General features: G+C 47.7%; 10 protein-coding genes, 1 other RNA gene and 1 other annotated feature. Of the genes, 10 read left to right on the forward strand and 1 reads right to left on the reverse strand.

Annotated elements, in window-relative coordinates; translation table 11 throughout:
• The first annotated feature begins 79 nt into the window (after positions 1 to 79).
• The 6 genes from AC2EXB_RS07765 to dtd all read left to right on the forward strand — a co-directional run bounded on the left by AC2EXB_RS07765 (position 80) and on the right by dtd (position 7,837).
• Positions 80 to 424 carry a LapA family protein gene (locus AC2EXB_RS07765; RefSeq protein WP_483604303.1) on the forward strand — a complete coding sequence of 115 codons (345 nt, stop codon included), beginning with the start codon at positions 80 to 82 and terminating at the stop codon, positions 422 to 424.
• Positions 425 to 628: 204 nt separating this feature from the next.
• A complete protein-coding gene (recJ, locus tag AC2EXB_RS07770; RefSeq protein ID WP_483604304.1) occupies positions 629 to 2,974 on the forward strand; it encodes a single-stranded-DNA-specific exonuclease RecJ in 2,346 nt (781 codons plus the stop codon).
• Positions 2,965 to 3,477: an adenine phosphoribosyltransferase gene (locus AC2EXB_RS07775; protein WP_251478686.1), complete on the forward strand. Its 513-nt coding sequence runs from the start codon at positions 2,965 to 2,967 to the stop codon at positions 3,475 to 3,477. Before recJ ends, AC2EXB_RS07775 begins: the two co-directional genes overlap by 10 nt.
• Before the next feature lie 73 nt (positions 3,478 to 3,550).
• Positions 3,551 to 5,092 carry a glycosyl hydrolase family 28-related protein gene (locus AC2EXB_RS07780; RefSeq protein ID WP_483604305.1) on the forward strand — a complete coding sequence of 514 codons (1,542 nt, stop codon included), beginning with the start codon at positions 3,551 to 3,553 and terminating at the stop codon, positions 5,090 to 5,092.
• A gap of 102 nt (positions 5,093 to 5,194) precedes the next feature.
• On the forward strand, positions 5,195 to 7,387 hold the full coding sequence (locus tag AC2EXB_RS07785; RefSeq protein ID WP_483604306.1) for a RelA/SpoT family protein: 2,193 nt from the start codon (positions 5,195 to 5,197) through the stop codon (positions 7,385 to 7,387).
• Between the two features lie 9 nt (positions 7,388 to 7,396).
• Positions 7,397 to 7,837, forward strand: coding sequence for a D-aminoacyl-tRNA deacylase (gene dtd / locus AC2EXB_RS07790; RefSeq protein WP_483604307.1), 441 nt, complete (start codon positions 7,397 to 7,399; stop codon positions 7,835 to 7,837).
• Between the two features lie 192 nt (positions 7,838 to 8,029).
• On the opposite strand, the gene AC2EXB_RS07795 is transcribed toward dtd, so the two are convergent.
• Entirely contained in the window at positions 8,030 to 9,577 is a 1,548-nt protein-coding gene (locus AC2EXB_RS07795; protein ID WP_483604308.1) for an N-acetylmuramoyl-L-alanine amidase family protein, read from the reverse strand.
• Positions 9,578 to 9,744: 167 nt separating this feature from the next.
• Positions 9,745 to 9,993: a binding site (T-box leader), on the forward strand.
• Between the two features lie 53 nt (positions 9,994 to 10,046).
• Here AC2EXB_RS07795 and hisS point away from each other — a divergent pair.
• From hisS to AC2EXB_RS07815, 4 genes are all read left to right on the forward strand, one after another.
• Complete coding sequence (hisS, locus tag AC2EXB_RS07800) at positions 10,047 to 11,327, forward strand: histidine--tRNA ligase (RefSeq protein WP_483604309.1); 1,281 nt, start codon at positions 10,047 to 10,049, stop codon at positions 11,325 to 11,327.
• Positions 11,328 to 11,330: 3 nt separating this feature from the next.
• The gene (aspS, locus tag AC2EXB_RS07805; protein WP_483604310.1) at positions 11,331 to 13,115 is read left to right on the forward strand and encodes an aspartate--tRNA ligase; all 1,785 of its coding nucleotides are present in this window, start codon (positions 11,331 to 11,333) and stop codon (positions 13,113 to 13,115) included.
• A gap of 45 nt (positions 13,116 to 13,160) precedes the next feature.
• Positions 13,161 to 13,345, forward strand: a non-coding RNA gene (gene ssrS / locus AC2EXB_RS07810) — 6S RNA.
• A 277-nt stretch (positions 13,346 to 13,622) separates the two neighbouring features.
• Entirely contained in the window at positions 13,623 to 14,387 is a 765-nt protein-coding gene (locus AC2EXB_RS07815; RefSeq protein ID WP_235199012.1) for a tRNA threonylcarbamoyladenosine dehydratase, read from the forward strand.
• The last annotated feature ends 120 nt before the right edge of the window (positions 14,388 to 14,507 follow it).

Here is a 14,507-nt window from a genome sequence, read left to right on the forward strand (position 1 = left end):
TTTATAAAGGAAATGGAACAGGGTATAGATAATATGACCTTGTTCCATTTTTTTATTTATTCGAAAGGGGATAACCCATATGAAATATCAATGGCTCGTATTGTTAGGACTCTTATTCGCTGTAATTATTGCCATTTTTGCGACGGTAAACGTAGACCCTGTTCCGGTCAATTATGTATTTGGGGAAGCGGAATGGCCGTTGATCCTCGTCATTTTAGCTTCTGCGCTGCTCGGGTTCCTGTTAAGCGGAGTGGTCGGCATTATCCGGACATTCACTTTGCAGCGGAAAGTAAAGGCGCTTCAAAAAGAAATGGCTGTGAAGGAATCCTTGATCGCCACTCAGCAAAATGAAATCGCGGAATACCAGAAAGCCGGCGTGGAGCCGGAAGCGATGATCATCACAGACGAAAAAGCACGGCTTTAATCCAAAGGGGGCTTCCCAATAAGTCATTACTCGACTTATTGGGGAGCCCCCGCTGCTTCTAATAGAGTATGTAATTATACCATTGCTCCTGCATCGCTGCGCTAGCTTCGTCGCAAAAGGAACAGTCCCAAAAGTAATTTGGGACTGTTCCTTTTTGTCTTAGGAAAATTTCTGTATAATGAACGGGTAAGGAAGTGAATGAGGATGATTGAGTCGAAAAAAAGATGGCGCTTAACGACGCCTGATGAAAATTTAGTAGAAGAAATTCAAAAGGAATTATCAATTTCGTCCGTCTTGGCAAAAATTCTGGTGACGCGCGGCATTACAAGCGCCGACACAGCCAAAAAGTTTATGGCCTTGGACCCAAGCGGCATACATAATCCTTATTTGATGAAAGATATGGATATAGCTGTCGAGCGGATACGCCAGGCCATTGAATCCCAGGAAAAAATTATGGTTTACGGCGATTACGACGCCGATGGAGTGACAAGCACAACAGTCATGATGACGGTTTTAGAAGATTTGGGAGCAGATGCCATATTCAAGATTCCGAACCGGTTCAAGCATGGCTATGGTCCGAATAAGGAATTGTTCCAGCAAGCATTTGACGAAGGCGTTAAATTGATCGTTACAGTCGATAATGGCATATCGGGCATTGACGAAGTGGCATTTGCCAATGATTTAGGCATGGAAGTCATTATCAGTGACCACCATGACATCGGCGACACGATGCCGGACGCACTCGCTATCGTCCATCCGCGGCATCCGGAAGGGCAATATCCTTTTGGTGAACTGGCAGGAGTCGGTGTGGCTTTTAAAATGGCTCAAGCCTTGTACGAAGATGTGCCGGATCATTTGCTTGAACTCGTTGCGATCGGTACCATCGCGGATCTTGTACCGCTGCATGATGAGAACCGTTTGTTCGTCAAAGAAGGACTTTCGGCGCTTCAAAATTCACCGCGTCCTGCTATCGAAGCTTTGGCAGAAGTGTCAGGCGTCAAGCAGCGTGAAATCACAGAAGAAACGATCGGCTTTATGTTCGGTCCTCGTATTAACGCAATTGGACGGCTGCAAGATGCAGACCCTGCCGTAAAATTGTTCATGACAGACGATCCAGGAGAAGCGCGGAACTTGGCAGGCGGCCTTGATGTCTTGAATAAAGAACGCCAGGCGATCGTAAAGAAAATAACAGATGAAGCCATAGCTCAAGTGGACCAGCGTTATCCGGACGAGCCGCCCTATGTCATTGTGGTGGCACAGGAAGGATGGAATCCGGGAGTGGTCGGGATCGTTGCATCCAAACTGACGGAAAAATATTACCGTCCGTCCATTGTCTTGTCGCTGAATCCGGAAACCGGAAAAGCGAAAGGTTCTGCCCGAAGCATCGACGGCTTCCATCTCTATAACGAGCTTGCGGTTAACCGGGATATTTTGCCGCATTTCGGGGGACACCCGATGGCAGCCGGCATGACGCTCCAAATGGCGCATGTCGATGAACTGCGTGAGCGATTGAATCGCCAAGCAAAAGACAGCTTGACGGCGGAAGATTTGATTCCGGTCGTGGAAATTGACATTCCGGTCAGACTGGATGAAATCGATATTGAGACGATTGAATCGATGCGCTACCTTGCTCCTTTTGGGATGGGCTTTGCGAAGCCGAAGTTTTTCTTGGAAGGCGTGACGGTTTCGTCCATCCGGAAGATCGGTGCCGCACAGAATCATTTGAAGATGGAGCTTGCACAAAACTCGGGAACCCTGGATGCGGTAGGTTTTGGCATCGGGCCGATAGGCGATGAATTGACGCCGGATGTGAAAATTGACGTAATTGGCGACTTGCAGATCAATGAATGGAACGGCCGCAAGAAACCGCAATTAATGGTAGAAGATGTGCGGACAGATCAGTGGCAATTATTCGATATACGGGGCATCCGCCAGGTATCGCGCTGGTCGAAGCTGATTCCTGAGAAGGGGCAGGTTTTCCTTGCCTTTAAGCCGGATACAGCAGCGGTTTTCCGAACGCTGATCGATGAGCCCATCTATAGCCCGGAAGCTTTGGGTGGATTGGATGAGCCGAAACACCATCTGGTGCTGCTCGATATGCCGGACACGGAAGAGCAATTAGCCACAATATTGTCGATTTTAAAACCGCAGCGAATCTATGCTCATTTCTATGCAAAGGAATCGCAGTATTTCGAGCAGATCCCTACGCGCGAGCAATTTAAATGGCTGTTTGCGTTTCTTAAAAAGCGGGGGACGTTCGATTTCAAAAAGCATGGCGATGAACTGGCAAAGCATAAAGGCTGGAGCCGGGAGTCAATATTTTTCATGCTGCAGGTGTTTTTTGAACTCGGTTTTGTTACACTTAACAATGGACTTACAGAGCTTGCTGAATCTCCAGGAAAACGTGATTTGTCGGAAGCGCCGATCTACAAGAAGCGGGAACAGCAGATTGCATTGGAACAAAAGCTTTTGTATGCATCTTATAAAGACTTAAAAGAGTGGTTTGATGCGAAAGTATCAGCCAAGGAGGAAGAACAGATATGGATTTAAAGCAGTACGTAACAATTGTTGAAGATTGGCCGAAACCTGGCATCAGCTTCAAAGACATCACGACAATCATGGATAACGGCGAAGCGTATAAATACGCGACAGACCAAATGGTGGAATACGCTAAAACTGTAGGCGCAGACATTATCGTCGGCCCTGAAGCCCGTGGATTCATCATTGGCTGCCCGGTAGCCTATGCGCTTGGAATCGGCTTTGCGCCGGTCCGCAAAGAAGGAAAATTGCCGCGTGAAGTGATTCGCGCTGAATACGGCCTTGAATACGGAAAAGATATTTTGACGATGCACAAAGATGCCATTAAACCTGGCCAAAAAGTATTGATCACCGATGATCTTTTAGCGACTGGCGGTACGATCGGCGCTACGATCAACTTGGTTGAACAGCTTGGCGGCGTTGTTGTCGGCTGTGCATTCTTGATCGAATTGACGTATCTGGATGGACGCAAAAACTTAGACGGCTACGACGTCATGACTTTGCTTCAATATTAATCGATTTCTCTCTGCCTTATGGCAGAGGGATTTTTTTATAGATGCCGGGGTATGGAAAGGAGAGGTGATGGAAATGGAATTAAGCAAATACCACGATCCTGGAAAAAATAAAGAATTGATAGCGGCTATTTTAGACAGTCCACAGTCGTTAGCGGAGACCACAAAAGAAACGATCGAATATTTTAGGTCCTTAAAAAATTCAAAGCCGCTTCCCCTCAACAGCCAGTACCGGAAATCATGGATGGAGCGTTTATGGGCAATGACTGGCAAAAAACATTCAACGCTGGATCCACACAATTATTCCGTTAAAGTGGTTGCTGATGAAGCTGTACCCGAATGGAAAGGCGGATTAGACAGGGAATATGCGAATCTCGAACGTTCTTTTCAACGAATCGTCAATGTGGAATCTTTCGGCGCAGTTGGAGACGGAATGACCGACTCTACAGAGGCCTTCCGTAAAGCGATCGGCAGCGGCTATGTAGATGTTTTAGTCCCTGCTGGCATATTCATCGTACGGAAAATCGAACTGCCTTCTTGGACCAGGCTCCGCGGAGCAGGAAAAGGGGCGACGGTGATCCGGCTCCACGATGAAGCGCTGAAAAAACAGCGGCTCGTAACCAATAGAAATTATGTGAAGGGCAACCACCACATTTCTGTTGAAAATTTAAGTTTGGATTGGAATGTGGAACGCCTCGGCAATGTTGAAAACACAAGCGCCGGCCTCAATCATTCCAGCTGTCTGACTTATGCCCATCTGACATATGGCTGGGTGAAAAACGTCGCAGCATATAACCCGGGGCTGCACTGCTTCGATATTTCGTCTCCTACCTATAACTACGGCGGCGACGGCATCCGGGCGAGAGGCGGCAGCAAGTTTATTTGGCTCGACCGGGCGAGCGGCTATGGATTTGGAGATGACGGCATCACAACCCACCACAGCGATTATATTTTCATATCCAATTCACATTTCTGCGACCCAAGCGGCCGCTCCCATAAAAAAGGCTTTTCCAATTCAAACGGCATCGAAATTGATGATGGCTCCCGTTTTGTCTGGCTGTCGAACAATTCAACAGCGCGCTGCTTCGGCGGACTGGAAATCAAAGCCCACGCCACTTCATCAGCTGCAACCGGTGTTTTTATTTCCGGGCATCTATCGGTTCACGACAACCGGTCGTTCAATTTCCGCCATATTGGGCATCATAAAGCGGAAGATCCGGATTCTCTCAGTGCCTATAATATTGCTGCGCAAAATCTCGTCTCCATAGCGCCGGTTTTCGCGGATATGTATGCGGGATCGTCTCCGCGCGCATTAGTCGTATCGGGTTTCCGAAACGTCGCCATCAACCGTTTCCGCTTTATCGGGGATCCGGGCTATGATTACGCAAATAATCCAGTTGCGGCCATCCAGTATAAAGCGGCAAATGTCTCTCTTGCAAACGGGAAAGTTTCCGGTTTCTGCACCGCTTCGGCAGACATTTCGATTGCAGGCGGAAAGCAGCCAGCAGTAAATGTAAAAGTGGAAAATATCCATTGCATTGCTTCAGCTAAAAAGTCTGTTTCTATCGGAAAAGGAAACAAGACGGCCATTGTTGACAAAATTAAGGCGGATTTGTGAAACAATTAAAGGATAATTGCAACAAAGCTTTACTTTTACACCTGTTGGTTTTTATAATAGAAAGATATACTTTTCGAAAAATTAAAAGCAAGGTGGGCAATTATGGCGAAAGATTTAGTAAGGACACCTGAAGACGTATTCGAGATGGTTGCGTCTTATATGAATGCCGATCATGTAAAAACAATTAAACGAGCTTATGAAGTAGCGCTTAAAGCCCATGAAGGACAGCTCCGTAAATCCGGTGAACCGTATATCGTCCACCCGGTGCAAGTGGCTGGCATACTCGCAGAACTTCAAATGGACCCAGCAACTGTCGCAGCAGGCTTTTTGCATGATGTCGTTGAAGACACGACAGTCAGCCGCGAAGACATTGTCCGTGATTTTGACGAAGAAGTCGCAATGCTTGTAGATGGCGTGACAAAATTAAGCAAGATTAAATACATGTCCAAAGAAGAGCAGCAAGCAGAAAATCACCGCAAAATGTTCGTCGCTATGGCGCAGGATATCCGCGTCATCTTGATCAAACTAGCGGACCGTCTGCATAATCTGCGGACTTTGAAATACCAGTCTGTCGAAAAACAGCGCATGAAAGCGAACGAGACATTAGAGATTTTCGCGCCGATTGCACATCGTCTCGGAATCAATACCATAAAATGGGAATTAGAAGACACAGCCCTTCGTTATTTAAATCCGCAGCAATATTACCGCATCGTCAACCTGATGAAAAAGAAACGCACCGAACGCGAAGAATACTTGAATAATGTCATGGATGAAATCCGCAAGCAGCTCAATGAAGTTGAGATAAAGGCGGATCTTTTTGGACGTCCAAAACATATTTACAGCATCTACCGCAAAATGGCGATTCAAAACAAGCAGTTTAACGAAATCTATGATCTACTCGCTGTCCGGGTAACCGTTGAAAGCATCAAGGACTGCTACGCGGTGCTCGGCATCATCCACTCGACATGGAAGCCGATGCCCGGCCGTTTCAAAGATTATATTGCCATGCCGAAACAGAATCTTTACCAATCGCTTCATACAACGGTAATCGGGCCGCAAGGGGATCCGTTGGAAGTGCAGATCCGGACAGAAGAGATGCACCGCATCGCAGAATACGGGGTCGCTGCCCACTGGGCCTATAAAGAAGGCAAAAAAGTCGACATGCCAAAGAATACCGTCGATTCGCGTCTGACGTGGTTCCGTGAAATCCTGGATTTCCAGAACGAAGCGGACAACGCGGAAGAGTTTATGGAATCCTTGAAATTCGACCTGTTCTCGGATATGGTCTATGTTTTCTCACCAAAAGGCGACGTAATCGAAATGCCGGCTGGGTCGGTGCCGATTGATTTCGCGTACCGTGTCCATTCGGAAATCGGCAATAAAACCATCGGCGCAAAAGTGAATGGGAAAATGGTCCCGCTTGATACTGAATTGAAAACGGGCGACATCGTGGAAATTCTCACTTCGAAGCAATCGTTCGGCCCTAGCCGCGACTGGCTGAAAATCGCCAAGTCGACGCAGACGAAAAATAAGATCAAGCAATTCTTCAAAAAGCAATTGCGGGTTGATAATGTCCAAAAAGGAAAAGAACTCGTCGAAAAAGAAATCAAAGCGCAGGATTTCATTCCAAAAGATGTGTTGACGAACGAAAACATCAAACGGGTTTGCGAGAAATTCAATTTCGCCGGCGAAGAAGATATGTATGCGGCAGTCGGCTTTAACGGCATGACTGCGCAGCAAGTCGTCAACCGGTTGGCTGAACGCGAGCGCAAAAAACGTGAGCAGGAAGAAGCGATCGAGAAATTGACCGTGGAAATGAAATCCCATACGCCGCGGAAACAAACGGAATCCGGTGTCATCGTGCGTGGCATCGACAATATGATGATCCGCTTGTCCAAATGCTGCAACCCGGTTCCAGGCGACAGCATCATCGGGTTTATTACGAAAGGGCGCGGGGTTTCTGTGCACCGTGCCGATTGCCCGAATATCCATGCCGATCAGATGGACCGCTTGATCCCGGTTGAATGGGACAATTCGGGGCTTCCGGAAAAGAAAGACTACCAAATCGATATCGAAGTGGAAGCTTACGATCGCACCGGCCTCATCAACGAAGTGATGCAGATGGTCAGCGAAGCGAAAACGACCATCGCTGCCGTCAGCGGCCGAGCCGATTCGAATAAAATCGCGACGATCAACATGACGATCCTGATTCCGCATATTACGCATCTGAACCGGGTAGTGGAACGCATCAAACAGATTCCGGATGTCTATTCCGTTCGCCGCGTCACGAACTAAGGAGGAACTATGAGAGTTGTTTTGCAGCGTTCAAAAGAAGCATCCGTAACCGTTGACGGGGAAGTGACGGGTTCGATCGAATCGGGCTACGTCCTGCTCGTCGGCGTTACGCATGAAGATACACAAAAAGATGTTGACTACGTAGCAGGGAAAATTGCCCAATTGCGGTTGTTTGAAGACGAAGATGGCAAGATGAACCGTTCGATTTTGGAAAATGGCGGAGACATCTTATCGATTTCACAGTTCACGCTTTATGGCGATGTGAAAAAAGGGCGGCGCCCAAGCTTTATCCAAGCGGCGCGTCCGGAAACGGCTGAACCGATCTGGGAAGCGTTCAACGATGCACTCCGGAACAACGGTTTGAAAGTCGAAACCGGGGTTTTTGGTGCGATGATGGATGTGGAACTCGTCAATGACGGCCCTGTAACGATCGTAGTAGAATCAAAATGACAAAATCGGCTCGGAGGGGAGATCCTTCGAACCGGTTTTTTGTTTTATTTGCGGGAAAAGCCGCGTTGTTTGCAGAATAAAAGAGTTTATTTGCGGAATATCGGACTTTCTTTGCGGAATCATCCAGTTTGTTTGCAGAATACCCAAAATGCACAAAAAAACAATGCGGAAGAAAAGCTCCGCATTGTTTTTCTATTCTTCTAATTGTGCATCGAAATATTGGATAATGCCGTTGTACAAGCCAAGTGCGGCTTGGTCGCGGAATTTGCCGGTCGAAACGATGCGTTCGTCGTTGTAATTGCTGAGGAAGCCCAGTTCAACGAGAACAGCGGGCTGGCGGTTTTCGCGCAGCACTAAATAATTTCCGGGCTGGACGCCGCGGTCGCGCAGATCAATTTTCTTGCCGAGCCCTGCGTTGATGTATTCAGCAAGCGGTTCTTGGTAATCATGCAAATAATACGTGGTGAATCCAGAGACGCTGCTGTCATTTGTCGCATCGTAGTGAAGCGAGATAAAGGCGTCCGCCGCCACCTGGTGCCCTGTGGAAACGCGTTTTCTCAAATCGACGTAGACATCGGACTGCCGGGTCAGCACCACTTCCGCTCCAGCAGAACGGAGATGGTGCGTCAAAGTTTCAGCCGTTTTCAAGGTCAAGTCTTTTTCTTCGGTATCCCGTGCACCGACTGTACCGCCATCATTTCCGCCATGCCCGGGGTCGATGACAATTGTCAAGCCGTCTAATGTGCCAGCTTTTCGGTCAGGTTTTTCTTTCTTTTCTTGCTGGACAGTTTCCGTTTCGCCGCTCGTCACGACCCAAGTCGCGATATAGGCATCTTGTCCGCCAGGCAAGGAAACTTTATACCAGTCGCCGTCTTGGCCGATGACCGACAAACGTTCTCCGGCATTTGTGCGGCTGACGACTTCAGAAGAAGTTGAAGGCTTCGAGCGGAGATTGGTGCCATCTGTCAAGACAGTCACCACTTCCGTATCGGTGCCGGAAACAGCGTTTGCGCTTTGATCGGATAAATGGCCATGAAACGCATATACCCATCCGCTGTCATTCGCGCTCAGTTCAATTTCGACCCAATTGCCTTCCATCGACTTGATCGGGAAGACTTTGCCTTTGCGCACTAAATCTTTCACGTCGGAATTCAGATCCGGTTTCGTGCGGACATTCAATGCATCTACAGCAATCTCAAAAGAAGATACTGCCGCCGCTTCAGGCGAAGGGCTGCTGACCGAGCTTTCGGAAACGCTTATGTATTGTTTGGAAACAAAGCCGCGTGTATTATGGAAGTCGATTTCAACCCAATCACCGGTTTGTTGGACGATTGTCGCTTGTTCCCCTGCATTCATTTGCGTCAAGACGGATGACGATAAATCCGGTTGTGCGCGGACATTCAGCCGGTCTACAGTCGAAACGGCGGTCTCGCCCGACGCGCCACTTTCGGAAGAATTGCCAGCAGAAGTCGTCAGCCAAGAGGCGATCCAGCCGGTTTCGCCGTCGATATTTACTTCATACCATTCATCCGACTGCGAAACGACGTTAACGGTTTCACCTTTAGACAAGGAACCGGTGACGCTATACGATAAGCCCGGACCGCTTCGGATATTGACGGTGGAAGCGGATATTTTCATATCCGTACCAGCGGCATAGGCAGCCGGAACTTTTGCGGCAGGCAGGCTGCCGGCGGCCAATAAAATAAATAAAATAAGAACGATTGGCCATTTGCGGTTCATGTAGCACCTCCTTGGAACTTATTTAATTGGATTCGTGAGAAAAAGAAAAGCGGCATGGAAATTCTTTTCACCTACTTTGTATTATTGTAAAAAAAACGGCGTTTGTCAAAAAAGGTTGACAAGGATTCAGGGAGTCCTTAAGATTAATCATTATACTCATATATTTAGATTTGCTGATGACGAAGAAAGTAATTGCATGATTGGCTGAAAAGAGAGGGAAAGTCCTGGGCTGTAAACTTTCCTGCAGGGATCTGTGATGAAAAACACTTCAGAGGCTTTTTTCTGAAAGGCTGAAATTCGGGCTTATTAGGAAAGAACGGAACCGGCCGTTACCCGGAATGAGAGGATGTGCAGCGTTTTGTGCATCAACTAGGGTGGAACCGCGGAAGCTTAAAAACAAAGCTCTCGTCCCTTGCGTAAGCAAGGGGCGAGGGCTTTTTTGTTTGGAAAAAATAAGGGAGTGAAGAAAATGGGCATTCAAGCACCACGTGGCACATACGATATTCTGCCTGGCCAATCGGAGAAATGGCAGGAAATCGAACAAAAAATCAACGAACTATGCCGGCTTTATCAATACAAGGAAATTCGGACACCTGTATTTGAGCACACCGAATTATTCCAGCGTGGCGTAGGCGACACAACTGATATTGTTCAAAAAGAAATGTACACATTCCAAGACCGCGGAAATCGCAGTTTGACGCTTCGTCCGGAAGGGACAGCTTCTGTTGTCCGTTCGTTTGTGGAAAATAAATTATTCGGCTTGCCGGACCAGCCGGTCAAATTATTCTATACAGGCCCGATGTTCCGCTACGAGCGACCGCAAGCTGGCCGCATGCGCCAATTTGTGCAATTCGGGGTGGAAGCGATCGGGTCGAAAGATCCTGCGATTGATGCAGAAGTGATTTCACTGGCGATGGAACTTTACCGTTCGGTCGGATTGAAAAAGCTGCGCTTAGTCATCAACTCGCTTGGCGATACCGAAAGCCGGCTTTCGCACAAAGAAGCGCTTGTGGCACATTTCGCCCCACGCATCGATGAATTCTGCACCGACTGTCAAACGCGCTTGGAAAAAAATCCGCTTCGCATCCTTGATTGCAAAGTCGACCGCGATCACCCATTGATGGGTACAGCACCGTCACTTGCTGATTATTTAAATGAAGATTCGCAAGCGTATTTTGATGAGGTGAAAATGTATCTTGAAGCGCTTGGCATCGATTATGTCGTCGATCCGAACCTGGTTCGCGGCCTTGATTATTACAACCACACCGCGTTTGAAATCATGAGCGACGCTGAAGGATTTGGCGCTATCACGACACTTTGCGGAGGCGGACGCTATAACGGCCTTGTTGAAGATCTTGGTGGACCGGAATCACCGGGAATCGGTTTTGCGATGAGCATTGAGCGTTTATTATTGGCATTGGAAATGGAACGAGTGGAAATCGGCCAATCGCAGAATCTGGAAGTCTACGTGATTGCGATGGACGAATCAGCGAAGAAACAAGCGTTCAGCTTGCTCAAAGATTTCCGGTCGAATGGCATTTCTGCAGATATGGATTATACCGGACGCAAATTGAAAGCCCAGATGAAGTCAGCTGACCGCAAAGGCGCAAACTACGTCATCGTCATCGGAGAAACGGAAATGGAAAGCGGCAAAGCCGGGTTGAAAGAAATGGCTACCGGCGAACAGCAAGAGCTTTTATTCTCCGAAATGGCTGAAACGATCAACAATAAGAAATCATTGGAGGAATAAAACATGTCGAGATCGCATTATTGTGGTGAAGTAAATGAAACTGTTATCGGACAACGTATAACATTAAAAGGATGGGTACAAAAACGCCGGGATTTAGGCGGTTTGATTTTCGTGGATGTGCGCGACCGCAGCGGCATCGTCCAAGTTGTTTTCAACCCTGAAATCTCAGAAGCAGCGGCAGCGATCGGTGAATCTTTGCGCAACGAATTCGTCGTACACATCGACGGATTGGTTGTTGCGAGAGCGGATGGCCAAGTCAATACAGCGATGAAAACAGGAAAAGTGGAAGTGCAAGTGGACCACGCTTCGATCATCAACGCTGCGAAAAACCCACCTTTTGCGATTGAGGACAATACAGACGTCAGTGAAGACTTGCGTTTGAAATACCGCTACCTCGACTTGAGACGTCCAGCTATGTTCGAAACCTTCAAAATGCGTTCGGATATCACAAAATCGATCCGCAGATTCTTGGACACAGAAGGATTCCTGGAAGTGGAAACACCGATTTTAACGAAATCAACACCGGAAGGCGCCCGCGATTATTTGGTGCCAAGCCGTGTGCATGACGGCGAATTCTACGCGCTTCCGCAATCACCGCAGCTCTTTAAGCAGATGCTGATGGTTTCCGGATTCGATAAATATTACCAGATTGCCCGCTGCTTCCGCGATGAAGATTTGCGTGCTGACCGCCAGCCGGAATTCACGCAAATCGATATGGAAATGAGCTTCCAGTCAATGGAAGACATTATCGGCATGAATGAGCGCTTGATGGTCCAGATGATGAAAGAAGTGAAAAATGTCGACATCGAGCCGACATTCCAGCGCATGAGCTATACAGAAGCGATGGACCGTTTCGGATCGGATAAACCGGACGTTCGCTTTGGCCTTGAACTTGTCAATGTTTCAGACCTTGTGAAAGATTCTTCTTTCAAAGTGTTTACAGGCGCGATTGAAACTGGCGGCCAAGTGAAATTGATCAATGTTAAAGGGCAAGCGGCGAATTATTCACGCAAAGACATCGACGCATTGGGTTCATTTGCGGCTGTCTACGGAGCGAAAGGCCTTGCTTGGCTGAAAGTGGAAGCAGATGGCATTAAAGGCCCAATCGCGAAGTTCTTTGAAGGCGAAGCGGCAGAGGCTTTGACAGAACGTGCAGAAGCGGAAGCAGGAGACCTTCTTTTATTCGTTGCAGATTCCGCATCTGTTGTGGCAGATACACTAGGCGCGTTGCGTTCGAAATTCGGCAAAGAGCTTGGCTTGATCGACAGCTCGGTTTACAAATTCCTATGGATCACAGACTGGCCGCTATTCGAATACGATGAAAAAGAAGGCCGCTATTTTGCAGCTCACCATCCGTTTACCATGCCTTTTGAAGAAGACGTCGATAAATTGGAGACAGAGCCGCAAAACGTCCGTGCACAAGCGTATGACTTAGTATTGAACGGCTATGAGCTTGGCGGAGGATCCCTTCGAATTTACCGCCGGGATATCCAGGAGAAAATGTTCAGTGTCCTTGGCTTTACGGAAGAAGAAGCACGCGCACAGTTCGGCTTTTTGATGGATGCGTTTGAATACGGCACGCCGCCGCATGGTGGAATCGCGTTCGGCTTAGACCGTTTGGTGATGCTGCTTTCAGGCCGCACAAACTTGCGCGACACGATTGCCTTCCCGAAAACAGCAAGTGCGAGCGACTTGTTGACGGATGCGCCGAGTCCAGTTTCCCAGGCACAGCTTGATGACTTAAGCCTATTGCTGAATGTTCAGAATACTGAAAAAGAACCAGAGTAAATTTCTTGTGCAATTAAAAAGAGTGTGCTAACATACAATTAGTAGAGAATCCTGATGTGTTCGTTACGAGCAATTCAGTTTTGACCCAACATTTTGTCGTCGGGAGACCAAATTTCATCATGGCTAACATGCCTTAACGGGAAGTTATAAGTGGTGGAGAGGTCACCCACCTGCTAGAAGCGGGTTCAAAAACGATGCGCAACACCAAGGACGGCACGATTGGGATTCTCCTATTATTTTAAACTTTCGCCCTCCGGCAATTTGTCGGGGGGTTTTATTTTGAGAAGAATAGGTATACTTTTTAAAGGTGCGAAGAATTTATAGTGGGCGTATTTCATGTCCAGACTCCAGCGCCCAGCCCCTCGAGTCGCTTCAGCCTTTCCGCCAATGGCAAAGAACGCCATTATCGGCAAGGCTTCCAGCGCTTGTCGGGGCTACACGAGCGCTTGCGCTTTTCTTCGTGTATAATTCCTAGTAGAATGATCAACTTTGAAGGGCAGGGAACTTATGTTACATCAATTTTCAAGAAATGAATTAGCAATAGGCAAAGAAGGCATGGATCTTGTTAAAAATTCAACTGTGGCCATTTTAGGGGTAGGCGGTGTTGGATCGTTTGCTGCAGAAGCATGCGCGCGCAGCGGTGTCGGTCGCATCATTTTAGTGGATAAAGACAATGTCGACATCACCAACGTCAACCGCCAATTGGTGGCGAATCTTTCGACGGTCGGCCAGTCCAAAGCGGAAGTCATGAAAAAGCGCATTGCAGACATCAATACAGAGTGTGAAGTGATTTCTTTACATATGTTCTATACGGAAGAAACGTATGAAGAGTTTTTCAGCTACGAACCCGACTATGTCATTGACGCATCAGATACGATGATCTATAAAGTGCATTTGATGATGGAATGCTACAAGCGCGGCGTAAAAATCATTTCAAGCATGGGTGCTGCCAATAAAACAGACCCGACTCGCTTCCAAATCGCCGATATTTCAAAAACGCATACCGATCCACTAGCGAAAGTGATCCGCCGGAAATTGCGAGCAGCCGGCATTAAAAAAGGAATCCCCGTCGTCTTTTCCGATGAAAGTCCGATTATTGTCCGTGAAGACGTCGTCGAAACGGTAGGAAAGCCGAATGCGCCGATCCGCAAAGCGCAGATGCCGCCTTCCTCGAATGCATTTACGCCGTCGACGGTCGGCTTGATCTGTGCGAGCTGGGTCATCAACGATATGACGAAATCGATCCATATCAACCGCGTACGCAATAATTAAAAACGATCCGGCTCGAGGTTTGAGCCGGATTTTTTATGGAGAATTTTGCTGAACGCAAATAAACCGGGAGTGAACGCAAATAAATTCCGCTAACCACAAATAAAACGTTCTAAGCGCAAA

This window comes from Planococcus alkaliphilus (assembly GCF_057031095.1).

Bases quoted from the DNA above. Each gene is read 5' to 3' on its own strand.
- AC2EXB_RS07765 (WP_483604303.1), top strand. From the start codon at position 80: ATGAAATATCAATGGCTCGTATTGTTAGGACTCTTATTCGCTGTAATT.
- recJ (WP_483604304.1), top strand. From the start codon at position 629: ATGATTGAGTCGAAAAAAAGATGGCGCTTAACGACGCCTGATGAAAAT.
- AC2EXB_RS07775 (WP_251478686.1), top strand. From the start codon at position 2,965: ATGGATTTAAAGCAGTACGTAACAATTGTTGAAGATTGGCCGAAACCT.
- AC2EXB_RS07780 (WP_483604305.1), top strand. From the start codon at position 3,551: ATGGAATTAAGCAAATACCACGATCCTGGAAAAAATAAAGAATTGATA.
- AC2EXB_RS07785 (WP_483604306.1), top strand. From the start codon at position 5,195: ATGGCGAAAGATTTAGTAAGGACACCTGAAGACGTATTCGAGATGGTT.
- dtd (WP_483604307.1), top strand. From the start codon at position 7,397: ATGAGAGTTGTTTTGCAGCGTTCAAAAGAAGCATCCGTAACCGTTGAC.
- AC2EXB_RS07795 (WP_483604308.1), bottom strand. From the start codon at position 9,577: ATGAACCGCAAATGGCCAATCGTTCTTATTTTATTTATTTTATTGGCC.
- hisS (WP_483604309.1), top strand. From the start codon at position 10,047: ATGGGCATTCAAGCACCACGTGGCACATACGATATTCTGCCTGGCCAA.
- aspS (WP_483604310.1), top strand. From the start codon at position 11,331: ATGTCGAGATCGCATTATTGTGGTGAAGTAAATGAAACTGTTATCGGA.
- AC2EXB_RS07815 (WP_235199012.1), top strand. From the start codon at position 13,623: ATGTTACATCAATTTTCAAGAAATGAATTAGCAATAGGCAAAGAAGGC.